The sequence below is a fragment of the Vibrio sp. 10N.247.311.12 genome (genome assembly GCF_041467515.1).
GTDB classification, from domain to species: Bacteria; Pseudomonadota; Gammaproteobacteria; order Enterobacterales; family Vibrionaceae; genus Vibrio; species Vibrio crassostreae_C.
In genome coordinates this window covers 1-13,238 of sequence record NZ_JBFSUV010000065.1, presented here as the reverse complement: position 1 = coordinate 13,238, position 13,238 = coordinate 1, and the positions used below count along the sequence as shown (strand labels likewise).

The following is a 13,238-nucleotide window of genomic DNA, read 5'->3' as shown; positions in this document are numbered from 1 at the left end:
TGATTTCAGCACGCCAAGAGCAAGGTCGATCATGATGAATAAACTGAAGTCATTATTATCTTGGGTTAAATCGGGCTCTCCGTGGATCTGGCTTACGGGCGGGGCGGTGAGCATCAGTATGCTTTCTGTTCTTGGCCTAATGCTGCTGATTGGTTGGAAGGGCTTAACCTATTTTTGGCCCGCACCTTTGTATCAATGGCAAGTTGACTCCAAAGACTTATCGCTAGTGGTCGATCTTGACGAAACCGTATCAAAACAAGATGTATTGGTTGGTCAGTTATATGAACGAAAATACATCCCGATAGAGCAAGTTCCACAAGTCCATGACCTTTTGTCTCCTCAAAATTTGTCGACTGGGCTGATACAGCGCTTAAGCATCAAAGTTGCTAACAGAGAACTGTACCCTGCGGACTTTGTTTCTATTCTGGATGTTAACTTACGTGAACCCACTACCCCGCTTGATTGGGTTGTGATTGAACGAAGTCGAGGTGGTTATTTCTTTGGTAAGCCGGTGGGTTTTAAAACCGCTTCTGGCACCTTTGATTCGAACATAGACCAAAAGCTCGAACAAGGCTTGGCGTTCGCTGATGCGCTACGTAAAGAAACGTCGCGTGTCGTGAACCAAGAAATTCGCAATATCAGCTGGCAATTGGAAAACCTGCGCTTAGAAAAGCGTAAGCTAGAGCTAAATGAGTCAGTGAGTGATGACTATCTTAAAACATATACAGAAACCAAACTTGAATTAAACCGTCAATTAGATGAAGCCGAATTAAAGCTGGAGCATCTCAGAACGCAATTGAATGTGGAAAGTTTGCTGGTGGAAGATATGACAGGCGAAAAGGTAGAAATACCGCTCAGTCATATACTGGATTACTGGTATCCCAATAAAATGTCTTATCCTGAAAAGGTCGGGCATTGGGGTAAGCAAGTTTGGAAATTCTTATCTGAAAATCCGCGAGACTCCAATTCTGAAGGCGGGGTTTTTCCTGCTATTTTTGGTACTGTGTTGCTTGTAATACTGATGTCGATCGTAGTGATGCCTTTAGGCGTTGTTGCGGCTATTTACCTACATGAGTACGCAAAAAGTAACGCATTGACTCGTTTAATTCGTATTGCCGTGATCAATTTGGCGGGTGTTCCATCGATCGTATATGGTGTTTTTGGTTTAGGCTTTTTTGTTTATACCATTGGCGGATCAATCGATAGCTTATTTTATGCAGAGCGTTTACCTGCTCCAACATTTGGGACTCCTGGACTGCTTTGGTCTGCACTGACTTTAGCGGTATTGACGCTTCCGGTTGTTATTGTGACAACAGAAGAAGGTTTGACGCGAATTCCTAGCTCTGTAAGACATGGCTCTTTAGCGCTTGGTGCAACTCAATTTGAGACGCTATGGCGTATTGTGTTACCGATGGCAAGCCCTGCGATTATTACGGGGTTAATATTAGCGATTGCTAGAGCTGCGGGAGAAGTTGCCCCATTGATGTTAGTAGGGGTTGTTAAACTCGCATCAAGTTTGCCTGTTGATAGTCAGTTCCCTTACATACACTTAGATAGAAAGTTCATGCATTTAGGCTTTCATATCTACGATGTTGGTTTTCAGACTTCGAATATCGAAGCGGCACGACCTTTAGTGTATGCGACTTCATTTTTACTGGTTACGGTGATCGTTGGTTTGAATTTAACAGCCATCAATATCCGTAATAACTTGCGTGAAAAATATCGAACCTTAGGACAAGATTAAATGTTCTCAATTAATGAAACCTTGGGTTACCAAGCTCCACTAGATGTTCATAACCTAACTGACGAGCAAACCGCTATCTCAATTGAAGGGTTGAATCTTTATTATAAAGAAAGCCAAGCGCTCGATGATATCTCAATGCAGATTCCTAAAGGACAAGTGACCGCATTTATCGGCCCATCTGGGTGTGGTAAGTCGACTCTGCTGCGCTGCATTAATCGCATGAACGATCTTGTTGAAGGCTGTAAGGTTTCCGGGAAAGTGAAGCTTCATGGCAAGAACGTCTATCACCCTAAGGTGGATGTTGCGACCTTACGACGCCGTGTGGGTATGGTATTCCAGCGTCCAAACCCTTTTCCTAAATCTATCTATGAGAATGTGGTTTATGGCTTGAGGCTACAAGGCGTTAGCAACAGCCGAGACCTTGATGATGCGGTTGAACGCTCTCTGCGCGCTGCTGCGTTATGGGATGAAGTGAAAGATCGGTTGCATGAGAATGCTTTTGGTTTATCTGGCGGTCAACAGCAGCGTTTGGTTATCGCTCGTGCGGTTGCGATTGAGCCTGAAGTGCTGTTGTTAGATGAGCCGACATCGGCACTCGATCCGATTTCTACTTTGACGATTGAAGAGTTGATCAACGATCTCAAAACACAATACACAGTGGTGATTGTTACCCACAACATGCAACAAGCCGCGCGTGTAAGTGACCATACTGCCTTTATTCATATGGGAAAATTGATCGAGTACTCAGATACGGACTCAATTTTTACGTCTCCATTGAAAAACCAGACGGAAGACTACATTACTGGTAGATATGGCTAACCTCTCCAAAGGTGTCATCTAGAGCTAAGTCACTCTACAAAAATGGCTTTCTTCATTTCTTTCAAGGAGCAAGTATGCATTTCGGTCGCCACATTTCAGGGCAATTCAATGTCGAGTTAGAATCGATCCGTACTCATGTATTGACCATGGGCGGGTTAGTGGAGCAGCAACTCTCGTTTGCAATGCAGGCGCTTCATAAAGACGATGTTGAATTGGCCAAAAAAGTGATTCGTGATGACCACAAAGTGAATGCGATGGAAGTGTCGATTGATGAGGCTTGTACTCGAATCATTGCAAAGCGTCAGCCGACAGCGAAGGATCTGCGTTTGATTATGGCGATCATCAAAACGATTACCGATCTGGAACGTATTGGCGATGTTGCTTCTAAAATTGCGCAAGGTGCTATTGAGATCCCTTCAACCAAAGAGCAGAAATTCCACGTATCTTTAGAGCCTCTTTGCCGTCAGGCTATCACCATGCTTCACCAAGTATTAGATGCTTTTGCTCGTATGGATGTTGATGCGGCAGCTGAAGTTCACAAGCTTGATGATAAGTTGGATGTGGAGTACGAGGCCGTTATTCGTCAGTTAATGACCTATATGATGGAAGACCCTAAGAACATTCCTAATATTTTGCAGGTGATGTGGTCAGCGCGTGCGATTGAGCGAGTGGGAGACCGCTGCCAAAATATCTGCGAATACATTATTTACTTTGTGAAGGGTAAAGATGTACGTCACCTAGGCGATCAAAGCCTTGATGACGCACTCAAATAGAGCTTATCTTTAGAAGCTAATTATTGCACCAAGATTGAAATTGACCGTTGTGTCGTAAGGCACAAAGGTTTTGTTGTGATCAAAAATATTCATATCAACACCAGCACGTAATCCAAGCATTGGTGTCGCTTGGTAAACGTAGGCCCCGCCTAGGCTTATACCATGTGTTGTTTTCTCTTCTACTTCGCCTGAGCGCGTTTTCGTACCGTCATAACTTGCCACGCCAATTTCAGCCTGAAAGCCGTGGATTTGGTTTCTTCCAAACATGTTTTGCTTCGTAACAGGTTTAAATCAAGAGAGCTGAATAAGTCTTTAGCCATATCTATCCATGAAAATTTTCTGCGCTATTAAATCTAATATACGTCAGTCAGTTAGATTAGTCAGCGAGGTTCTCTGGATTTATGCTGGCGACTATTGCCCTAAGCGGTGAGGGCGGCTCTCACACTGGATATCTTGCTAGCATCAGTTACTGGTATCTGATAATCATCAATATCATCACTGCCCATTTGAGCACTTGAGTTGTTTTCCATTAGACTCGGCCTTGTCGATTTACCTGAAAGGTGAAGAGCAGGTACTTGGGTAGCGCTTTGAATCATTTTGGCATTCGCAGCGTTAACGCCAGCCCCCGCCATGATATCAATTCGTCCATCGGCTTGTTTGACCATTGCAGCCAATACATCGATACCTTGCTCAGCATTAGCAGCAAGCCCTGATGTCAGGACTCTTTCGCATCCAAGTGTAATGATTTGTTCTAATGCTGCTTGGAAATCAGAGCTTTGATCGATGGCTCTGTGGAAGGTAATCCCAAGCTTTAACAAGTGCGCTTTGTCAGCCAGTTGTTGCATCTTTGGCATATCAATACTTCCGTTCGGCGCTAACACACCAAGTACGACCCCATCCAATCCTGCATTTGCGCAAGCTTCAATATCTTCAAGCATACAGAGCATATCGTCGTTATCGAAAATGAAGTCGCCTTGTCTTGGGCGTATCATAGCGTAGACCGGAACCGACGAAACTATTGCCGCTTGTTTCATCATTCCGAAGCTTGGAGTTAATCCGCCAAGTGCTAATGAAGAGCAAAGCTCAATTCGATTCGCGCCACCAGATAGTGCGGTATGAAGAGATTCTAAGTTATCGATACAGACTTCAATTTCGGTGTTCATCGTGTTTATCCGTTCAAAAAGATACTGATGAAATAATAGCAATCTAGGTGTGATTCTGAATAGATGGGGATAAGGGAAAATAGAGGTAAAGTTTAGGTTTATCGCTACCTCAATTATCTATTACAAGAGTCAGTCTAGGGGAGCGAGGAGGGGGAAAACAAAAAGCCCGAAGCGTTAACTTCGGGCTTTTAATAGGACTTTACTTCTTAACTGATTGGCGGTGCGCTTTGCGCTATTAGCTTATGCTTTATGTCTCTTTAAAGAGAATCTTCCAACCATTAACCCGCGTTGAGTTCGGGCTTAAGAGGTAATTACTTGCTTAGGTCGTCAGCGTGCTCAGATAGGAATGCTGCAACACCTTTTGGAGATGCGTCCATACCTGATTTGCCTTCTTCCCATTGTGCAGGACAAACTTCACCGTTCTTCTCGTGGAAGTTTAGTGCGTCTACCATGCGTAGCATTTCGTCGATGTTACGACCTAGTGGAAGATCGTTAACTACTTGGTGACGTACAAGACCGTCAGCGTCGATTAGGAAAGAACCACGGAAAGCAACGCCTGCTTCTGGGTGCTCAACATCGTATGCTTTGCAGACCTCGTGCTTAACGTCAGCAATTAGAGGGTATTTAACTTGACCGATACCGCCATCAGCGATAGCAGTGTTACGCCATGCGTTGTGAGAGAATTGAGAATCGATAGAAACACCGATTACTTCAACGCCTTTAGCTTGGAAATCTTCAAGACGGTTGTCGAAAGCGATTAGCTCTGAAGGACAAACGAAAGTGAAGTCTAGTGGGTAGAAGAAAACTACAGCTTTCTTACCTTTAGTGAATTCTGCGAAGTTGAAGTTATCAACGATCTCACCGTTACCTAGAACAGCTGCTGCAGTAAAGTCAGGGGCTTGACGACCTACTAGTACCATTTTGGAATCTCCTAAAAAATTAGTTGGCCCAACACATCTTTGTTTGGGCTCCGTTTCTACGGGACAAACTATAGTACAATCGGTACTATAGAAAAAAGCGAATTAAATAGATTAAGTTAATCGAAAAAAGCGATAAGCTTATTCTTTGTCCTGTCCTTAGGTCGAATGACCTTTACCTAACTTATCCTACTCATATTACAAAGTAATTTCATGAATAAATGGCCAAGTCTTAAGCAACTTCACTATCTTGTTACTCTTCACGAAACTCGTCATTTCAGTGATGCCGCAGATCGCTGTTTCGTCAGTCAATCTACGCTAAGTAAAGGCATTCAAAACCTAGAAGAGCTGATTGGTTGCCCGCTTTATGAGAAGAAAGATAAAAAGAGCCCGCTAGTTTTCACGCAAGCAGGTGAGCTGGTGGTCAAGCACGGTCGAGAGCTACTAGCGAAAGGACAAGATCTCGTAGAGCTTGGAAATCTATGTAACGGGGATGCGATGCAAGGGCAGCTGCGAGTCGGGTGTATTCCTACTATAGCGCCGTTCCTTTTGTGCGATTTGGTACAGGAAGCCAACCAGCGCTTTCCACAATTAAATTTGCTGTTACGTGAAGACACAACGACCAACCTATTGGCTGCGCTGCGTCATGGAGACTTAGATGTGCTGATTCTGGCTTTGCCTGTCGATATCGACAATATGGAAAGCCAAGTTGTTGGGCAAGACCCTTTCCGGATGGTGATCAGTCGCAATCAAGCTGATGGTATTCGCGTTCCGATTAAATACGATGACCTGCCAGACGAATCTGTATTTTTGTTGGAGAACGAGCATTGCTTAACCGAGCATGCTGTGTCGGCTTGTAAGTTAACGGATAAAGAGAAGATCAACCCGTTCACTGCGACGAGCCTTCACACATTGGTGCAAATGGTGGCCAATGGTTTAGGAACCACCTTTATTCCGCAAATGGCGATCGACCACGGTTTATTGGAAAACCAGAATCTCGTTGTGATCGATCCTCCTGGTCAGCAGGCCTACCGAGATATTGGCCTTGTCTGGCGACCAAGCTCTTCGCGTCGTGAGACATTCCATCAATTAGCGGATGTGGTATCTGAGCTTCTATAATAATCCGCTGCGACAACAATCCCTCTGAGCGGCTGAATTGGCCGCTCTTCTTTATATCAATTCCGAGCGTTACTCTACTTCTGCTTCTTCTGGCTCTACTTCTTCTTGCAGCTCCAGTAAATTGATCGCTATCGTGACAAAATCGCTGTCTGTAATAATGCCTACTAGTTCGTGGTTTTCTACGACAGGTAAACAGCCCACTTTATGTTTCTGCATGTAGATAGCCGATTCTTTTAATCCTGCACGCGGCTCTACCGACATAACACTTTTGTGCATGATGTCGTTGAGGGGAGTAGCAAGAGTAAAAGATTGAGCTTGTGGGATGTTTTGTAGGCTGGATTCTTGAGCGGCGAGAACGTCTCGTTGTGTGACGACACCTAGTAGTTGCCTGTCGGAATCGACGACCGGAATATGGCGGATATCAAGTGCTTCCATCATGTGCTTAGCATCGGCCAGTGAGTGTGAGCGCAATAGGGTATGAGGGTTGCGAGTCATCATATCTTCAACCTTGATCATACGAACCTCCTTCTTTTTTATTTGTTGCTATTACTATAGTTTTTTATCCAAAAAATAACTGAGATCTGACGCATTCTTGGGTGAGTTTTATGCAACTAATTCTTTAGCTTGAGGAGGTGAATCAGTCGCATTATTTTACGCCTCTTTACAATAATCCAGTGCTGTAAACCTTGCTATTGCGGCTCGTGTGCCTATACTAGCCCACTGCGAAATTTTTAGTCGTGTTTGCGATGTGTTTCTGGTAACGATTGACTTACCGTAACGATTATCCAGCAACTACGATTTATGATTCGTCAACGGCACAAATCTCATCAACTAAGACAAGACTAGACACATGCAAGTTTCAGATTTTCACTTTGACCTACCAGATGAACTCATTGCTCGCTACCCTCAAGAGGAGCGTACAGCAAGCCGCCTGCTTAAATTAGATGGCAACAGCGGTAACCTAGCTGATGGTTCGTTTAAAGACGTTTTAGACTTGGTTGAGCCAGGCGATCTTGTTGTTTTCAATAACACTCGAGTGATTCCAGCTCGTGTATTTGGTCGCAAGGCATCAGGCGGTAAGCTTGAAGTGCTGGTTGAACGTATGCTTGATGAGAAAAGCATTCTTGCGCATGTTCGTTGTTCTAAATCACCGAAGCCGGGTACCAAGTTGTTCCTTGGTGAGAACGATGAATATGAAGCTGAAATGGTGGCGCGTCACGATGCGTTATTCGAAATCCATTTCACATCTGATCAAAGCGTTTTAGAGATTCTTAACAGTGTTGGTCACATGCCACTGCCTCCTTACATCGATCGTCCTGATGAAGATACAGATAAAGAGCGCTACCAGACTGTCTATAATGAAAAGCCGGGTGCGGTTGCAGCGCCAACAGCAGGCCTTCACTTTGATGACAAGCTAATGGCTGACATGAAAGAAAAAGGTGTTGAGTTTGCTTACGTGACGCTTCATGTTGGTGCTGGTACGTTCCAGCCAGTAAAAGTTGATAATATTAACGATCACCACATGCATGCTGAGTACGTTGAAGTGCCGCAAGAAGTGGTTGACGCCGTAGCTGCAGCAAAAGCCCGTGGCGGCCGTATTATTGCTGTTGGTACAACATCAGTACGCTCACTAGAAAGTGCAGCTCAAGATGCATTGAAGAAAGGCACTGAGCTCGTTCCTTTCTTTGGTGATACAGAAATCTTCATCTTCCCTGGCTATGAATACCAGTTGGTGGATTGCTTGATTACCAACTTCCACTTGCCAGAATCAACACTGATTATGTTGGTGAGTGCATTTGCTGGCTACGACAATGTGATGGGCGCATACGATCACGCAGTGAAGAGCGAATACCGTTTCTTCAGCTACGGCGATGCTATGTTCATCAATAAGAAAACGAGCTAATTTAAGCAGGTTTAAGCGATACAAAAATTTACGGGTGCTAGCAGTAAGCTAGGAGTCGGGCAGGGTGTCTGTCTAATCTCTCGCAAGGAATACGCGACCGCTCCTCATAGAACCCACTAGACTGAACTTTTGTTTGGCCTAAGGTTCTGAATTAACAGTCAGATTGTTTCTCTGGCATATTGGAGGCTTCGTGAAACTAAAATACGAACTTAAAAAAACTAATAGCGGCGCACGTCGTGGTCAACTTCAGTTTGAACGCGGTACCGTTGAAACCCCAGCATTCATGCCTGTAGGTACTTACGGTACTGTTAAAGGTATGACACCTGAAGAAGTAAAAGACACAGGTGCTGAAATCCTATTAGGTAACACATTCCACCTATGGCTACGTCCTGGTCAAGAAATCATGAAAATGCACGGTGACCTGCACGATTTCATGAACTGGCACGGTCCTATCCTGACTGATTCAGGCGGCTTTCAAGTATTCAGCCTAGGTGCAATGCGTAAAATCACTGAAGAGGGTGTTCATTTCCGTAACCCTGTAAACGGTGACAAGATCTTCATGGACGCTGAGAAGTCTATGGAAATCCAAAAAGATTTAGGTTCAGACATCGTAATGATCTTCGATGAGTGTACGCCTTACCCTGCGACACACAAAGAAGCAAAAGACTCAATGGAGATGTCTCTTCGTTGGGCTGAGCGTTCACGTAACCACTTCGACAAACTAGAAAACCCGAACTCACTGTTCGGTATCGTTCAAGGTGGCGTGTACGAAGACCTTCGTGATGTATCCGTTAAAGGCCTAACAGAAATTGGTTTTGACGGTTACGCAGTAGGTGGCCTAGCAGTAGGCGAACCAAAAGAAGATATGCACCGCATTCTTGAGCACACATGTCCTCAACTGCCAGAAGATAAGCCACGTTACCTAATGGGCGTAGGCAAACCGGAAGACTTGGTTGAAGGTGTTCGCCGTGGTATCGACATGTTTGACTGTGTAATGCCAACGCGAAATGCACGTAACGGCCACCTGTTTGTGACTGAAGGTGTGATCAAGATCCGTAATGCGAAGCATAAAACCGATACAACACCACTAGATTCAGAGTGTGACTGTTACACTTGTAAGAACTACAGCAAGTCGTACTTACACCATTTGGATCGTTGTAACGAAATCCTAGGTGCTCGACTGAACACGATTCATAACCTGCGTTTCTACCAACGAGTAATGTCAGACATTCGTCAGTCTATCGATGAAGACCGCTTTGAAGAGTTCGTTGCAGAGTTCTACGCAAGAATGGGGCGTGAAGTGCCACCACTAGGTAAAGAATCTTAGTATTTCTTTTTTGCGAGCCCTATCTCTCTTCCGAGTGATGGGGCTTGAAAATAAAGGGATGCGACCCAATTAGACAAACAATTACGAAAATATAAATAGAGGATGTTTTAAATGTTTATTTCTCAAGCTCACGCAGCAGCAGAAGGTGCACCAGCAGGCGGCGGTTTCGAAATGCTTATCATGCTAGGTATGTTCGCTGTGATCTTCTACTTCATGATCTACCGTCCACAAGCTAAGCGTGTTAAAGAGCACAAGAACCTTATGTCTTCTATGGGCAAAGGTGATGAAGTTCTTACAAGCGGCGGCCTAATTGGCAAGATCACTAAGATTGCAGAAGACAGCGACTACGTTGCTATCGAACTGAATGCAAACAACGAAGTAGTTATCAAGAAAGACTTCGTTACAGCAGTGCTACCAAAAGGTACTCTGAAATCTCTATAAACAGCTAGAGGATCCTCGCTGTGCTAAACCGTTACCCGTTATGGAAGTACCTGATGGTGGTGTTTACTATCGCCATCGCTGCGTTGTACGCACTTCCGAATATATACGGTGAAGATCCGGCAGTTCAAGTTACAGGGGCGCGCGGCGCCTCTGTAGATATGTCTACGCTGGATGCTGTCACCAATGCTCTTGAAGCTGAAAACCTTTCTACTAAATCCGTTGCTCTAGAAAACGGTTCCATTCTTGTTCGCTTTAACGATACAGACTCTCAAATTAGTGCTCGTGATGTCATCACTGAAGCATTAGATGAAGACGTAATCGTTGCTTTAAACTTAGCTGCTTCAACTCCTGATTGGCTTGAATCTATTGGTGCTGCACCAATGAAGCTTGGTCTTGACCTACGTGGTGGTGTTCACTTCTTGATGGAAGTGGATATGGACGCTGCGATGCAAAAGCTGGTTGGCCAACAAGAAGAAGCGTTCCGTAGCGAACTTCGTGAAGAAAAAATCCGTTACCGTGCAATTCGCCCATCTGGTAAAGATGCGGTTGAAGTGATTCTACGTAACGCCGAGCAGCTTGCTGAAGCGAAATCGCTACTGCAATCTAAGCACCAAGACATGACGTTTGTAGATTCTGAATCTAATGGTCGTTTTTCTTTGGTTGCTAGCTTCACAGAGGCTCGTCTTCAAGAAATCCGCAACTATGCGGTAGAGCAAAACATTACCATTCTACGTAACCGTGTTAACGAACTTGGTGTTGCTGAACCTTTGGTTCAACGTCAAGGCTCTAGCCGTATCGTAGTGGAATTGCCTGGTGTTCAAGACACGGCTCGCGCTAAAGAAATTCTTGGTGCTACCGCGACGCTTGAGTTCCGTGAAGTGGATAGCAGTGCTGACTTAGCCGCTGCCGCTTCTGGTCGTGCCCCTGCGGGTAGCGAAATCAAGCAAGATCGTGATGGTCGTCCTGTGGTACTTAAGAAGCGCGTTATTCTAGGCGGCTCAAGTATTACTGATGCAAGCTCAAGTGTTGATGAATATGGTCGTCCTCAAGTTAACATCTCGCTAGACAGCGAAGGTGGTAGCAAGATGTCTGCATTCTCTCGTCAGAATATCGGTAAGCTAATGGCAACGGTATTTGCAGAGTACAAAGACAGCGGTCGTAAAACACCGGAAGGTCGAGTTATCTTGAGTAAGCACGAAGAAGTGATTAACCAAGCGACGATTCAATCTGCGCTAGGCCGTAACTTCCGTATTACGGGTATCGATTCAACGGCTGAAGCTCATAACTTGGCACTTCTACTGCGTGCTGGTGCATTGATTGCGCCTATCTCGATTGTAGAAGAACGTACCATTGGTCCATCTATGGGTCAGCAAAACATCGATATGGGTATCATGGCGATGGTTTGGGGTATGGCTGCTGTAATGCTGTTTACACTGCTTTACTACCGTAGCTTTGGTCTGATTGCGAACGTTGCGCTAATGGCTAACTTGGTGTTGATTATCGGTGTGATGTCGATGATTCCGGGGGCTACCATGACCCTGCCAGGTATTGCCGGTATCGTATTAACGGTCGGTATGGCGGTTGATGCGAACGTTCTGATCTTTGAGCGTATACGTGAAGAGCTTCGAGATGGACGCAGTCCACAACAAGCGATTCACCAAGGTTACGCGAACGCATTCAGCACAATCGCCGATGCCAACATCACCACACTACTAACAGCAATTATTCTATTTGCTGTGGGTACTGGTGCTATCAAAGGCTTCGCGGTAACGCTGTCTATCGGTATCTTGACTTCAATGTTTACAGCTATTGTCGGAACACGTTGTATCGTGAACCTGATGTATGGCGGCAAACGCGTTAAAAAACTGTCGATCTAAGGCTAGGAATTAATATGTTTCAGATTCTAAAAGCAGACAAAATGATCGACTTTATGCGTTGGTCAAAGGTTGCCTTTGTTTTTTCTATCTTGATGATTGGTACTGCTATCTTCACCCTAACAACGAAATCGTTGAACTGGGGGCTAGATTTTACTGGCGGTACTCTGATTGAAGTTGGTTTTGAACAACCGGCACACCTTCCTGATATTCGTAGTGCACTAGAAGCCGAAGGCTTTGGTGATGCAACGGTACAGAACTTCGGTTCAGCTCGTGATGTGATGGTTCGTTTACGTCCACGTGATGGCGTAGCGGGCGAAACGCTTGGTAACCAAATCCTTTCTGCAATTGAGAATGGTACTGGTGAGCAAGTTGAAATGCGTCGTATCGAGTTCGTTGGTCCTAACGTGGGTGACGAATTAACAGAAGCGGGTGGCCTTGCTATTCTAGTTTCTCTTATCTGTATCTTGATCTACGTATCAGTGCGATTTGAATGGCGTTTGGCTGCGGGTGCAGTATTAGCACTGGCGCACGACGTTATCATCACTCTGGGTGTGTTCTCTCTAATGCAAATTGAGGTCGACCTTACCATCGTAGCAGCCTTGCTAACGGTCGTCGGTTACTCCCTCAACGATACCATTGTTGTATTCGACCGTATCCGTGAGAACTTCCGTAAGATGCGTAAGGGTGAAGCACCTGAAGTACTGAACAGCTCAATCACACAAACATTGAGCCGTACATTGATCACTTCTGGTACCACGTTATTCGTAGTTATCGCACTGTTCGTTCAGGGCGGCGCTATGATTCACGGCTTCGCGACTGCACTTCTACTGGGTATTACGGTTGGTACTTACTCTTCTATCTACGTTGCATCTGCACTGGCTATGAAGTTAGGTATTACGCGTGAACACCTAATGCCACCACAAGTGGACAAAGAAGGTGAAGAGTTTGACGAGATGCCTTAGGCCTTGGCTTAATAAGTTTCGCTAAACCAAAAAAACCGCTAGGCAACTAGCGGTTTTTTTACGTCTGTATTCTAGGGAAGCTCAATACAATTTAGCGTTGAAGTATGTTGAACTTCATTTCACTAAGAGACATCCTGATCGTATCTCGTATCTCGTATCTCGTATCTCGTATCTCGTATCTCGTATCTCGTAT

The 13,238-nt window shown here is 44.9% G+C and carries 12 protein-coding genes and 1 pseudogene; 9 read left to right on the top strand and 4 right to left on the bottom strand.

All coding sequences use genetic code 11. The annotated features are described in order from the left end of the window. The first annotated feature begins 34 nt into the window (after positions 1 to 34). From pstA to phoU, 3 genes are all read left to right on the top strand, one after another. Positions 35 to 1,744: a phosphate ABC transporter permease PstA gene (pstA, locus tag AB6E30_RS21130; protein WP_372105134.1), complete on the top strand. Its 1,710-nt coding sequence runs from the start codon at positions 35 to 37 to the stop codon at positions 1,742 to 1,744. Then, positions 1,745 to 2,563 (top strand): phosphate ABC transporter ATP-binding protein PstB, encoded by an 819-nt coding sequence (pstB, locus tag AB6E30_RS21125; RefSeq protein ID WP_372105125.1) that lies wholly within the window; start codon positions 1,745 to 1,747, stop codon positions 2,561 to 2,563. A 74-nt stretch (positions 2,564 to 2,637) separates the two neighbouring features. Next, positions 2,638 to 3,336: a phosphate signaling complex protein PhoU gene (gene phoU / locus AB6E30_RS21120; RefSeq protein WP_076656418.1), complete on the top strand. Its 699-nt coding sequence runs from the start codon at positions 2,638 to 2,640 to the stop codon at positions 3,334 to 3,336. 9 nt (positions 3,337 to 3,345) lie between these two features. On the opposite strand, the pseudogene AB6E30_RS21115 reads toward phoU, so the two are convergent. The 3 genes and pseudogenes from AB6E30_RS21115 to AB6E30_RS21105 form a co-directional block, all read right to left on the bottom strand. Beyond that, positions 3,346 to 3,609, bottom strand: a pseudogene (locus AB6E30_RS21115) (hypothetical protein); the annotation flags it as partial. A gap of 146 nt (positions 3,610 to 3,755) precedes the next feature. Beyond that, a complete protein-coding gene (locus tag AB6E30_RS21110; protein WP_017070676.1) occupies positions 3,756 to 4,499 on the bottom strand; it encodes a copper homeostasis protein CutC in 744 nt (247 codons plus the stop codon). Between the two features lie 311 nt (positions 4,500 to 4,810). Then, positions 4,811 to 5,419, bottom strand: a complete 609-nt coding sequence (locus AB6E30_RS21105) for a peroxiredoxin C (RefSeq protein WP_372105123.1) — start codon at positions 5,417 to 5,419, stop codon at positions 4,811 to 4,813. Positions 5,420 to 5,629: 210 nt separating this feature from the next. Between AB6E30_RS21105 and AB6E30_RS21100 the strand changes: the two genes are divergently transcribed. Then, a complete protein-coding gene (locus AB6E30_RS21100) occupies positions 5,630 to 6,535 on the top strand; it encodes a hydrogen peroxide-inducible genes activator (RefSeq protein WP_017062525.1) in 906 nt (301 codons plus the stop codon). Between the two features lie 69 nt (positions 6,536 to 6,604). On the opposite strand, the gene AB6E30_RS21095 is transcribed toward AB6E30_RS21100, so the two are convergent. Then, positions 6,605 to 7,051, bottom strand: coding sequence for a CBS domain-containing protein (locus tag AB6E30_RS21095; protein WP_017062524.1), 447 nt, complete (start codon positions 7,049 to 7,051; stop codon positions 6,605 to 6,607). Between the two features lie 334 nt (positions 7,052 to 7,385). Here AB6E30_RS21095 and queA point away from each other — a divergent pair, with 334 nt between their 5' ends. The 5 genes from queA (at position 7,386) to secF (ending at position 13,045) form a co-directional block, all read left to right on the top strand. Then, the gene (gene queA, locus AB6E30_RS21090; RefSeq protein ID WP_372105121.1) at positions 7,386 to 8,438 is read left to right on the top strand and encodes a tRNA preQ1(34) S-adenosylmethionine ribosyltransferase-isomerase QueA; all 1,053 of its coding nucleotides are present in this window, start codon (positions 7,386 to 7,388) and stop codon (positions 8,436 to 8,438) included. A 190-nt stretch (positions 8,439 to 8,628) separates the two neighbouring features. Then, the gene (tgt, locus tag AB6E30_RS21085; protein WP_017056177.1) at positions 8,629 to 9,765 is read left to right on the top strand and encodes a tRNA guanosine(34) transglycosylase Tgt; all 1,137 of its coding nucleotides are present in this window, start codon (positions 8,629 to 8,631) and stop codon (positions 9,763 to 9,765) included. Positions 9,766 to 9,876: 111 nt separating this feature from the next. Then, positions 9,877 to 10,206, top strand: a complete 330-nt coding sequence (gene yajC, locus AB6E30_RS21080; RefSeq protein WP_010440492.1) for a preprotein translocase subunit YajC — start codon at positions 9,877 to 9,879, stop codon at positions 10,204 to 10,206. Between the two features lie 20 nt (positions 10,207 to 10,226). Continuing rightward, positions 10,227 to 12,083 carry a protein translocase subunit SecD gene (gene secD / locus AB6E30_RS21075; RefSeq protein WP_081325187.1) on the top strand — a complete coding sequence of 619 codons (1,857 nt, stop codon included), beginning with the start codon at positions 10,227 to 10,229 and terminating at the stop codon, positions 12,081 to 12,083. A gap of 14 nt (positions 12,084 to 12,097) precedes the next feature. After that, entirely contained in the window at positions 12,098 to 13,045 is a 948-nt protein-coding gene (gene secF, locus AB6E30_RS21070) for a protein translocase subunit SecF (RefSeq protein ID WP_017062837.1), read from the top strand. Positions 13,046 to 13,238: the final 193 nt, after the last annotated feature.

Coding starts and splice junctions, on each gene's coding strand:
- pstA (WP_372105134.1), top strand. CDS start 35: ATGAATAAACTGAAGTCATTATTATCTTGGGTTAAATCGGGCTCTCCG.
- pstB (WP_372105125.1), top strand. CDS start 1,745: ATGTTCTCAATTAATGAAACCTTGGGTTACCAAGCTCCACTAGATGTT.
- phoU (WP_076656418.1), top strand. CDS start 2,638: ATGCATTTCGGTCGCCACATTTCAGGGCAATTCAATGTCGAGTTAGAA.
- AB6E30_RS21110 (WP_017070676.1), bottom strand. CDS start 4,499: ATGAACACCGAAATTGAAGTCTGTATCGATAACTTAGAATCTCTTCAT.
- AB6E30_RS21105 (WP_372105123.1), bottom strand. CDS start 5,419: ATGGTACTAGTAGGTCGTCAAGCCCCTGACTTTACTGCAGCAGCTGTT.
- AB6E30_RS21100 (WP_017062525.1), top strand. CDS start 5,630: ATGAATAAATGGCCAAGTCTTAAGCAACTTCACTATCTTGTTACTCTT.
- AB6E30_RS21095 (WP_017062524.1), bottom strand. CDS start 7,051: ATGATCAAGGTTGAAGATATGATGACTCGCAACCCTCATACCCTATTG.
- queA (WP_372105121.1), top strand. CDS start 7,386: ATGCAAGTTTCAGATTTTCACTTTGACCTACCAGATGAACTCATTGCT.
- yajC (WP_010440492.1), top strand. CDS start 9,877: ATGTTTATTTCTCAAGCTCACGCAGCAGCAGAAGGTGCACCAGCAGGC.
- secF (WP_017062837.1), top strand. CDS start 12,098: ATGTTTCAGATTCTAAAAGCAGACAAAATGATCGACTTTATGCGTTGG.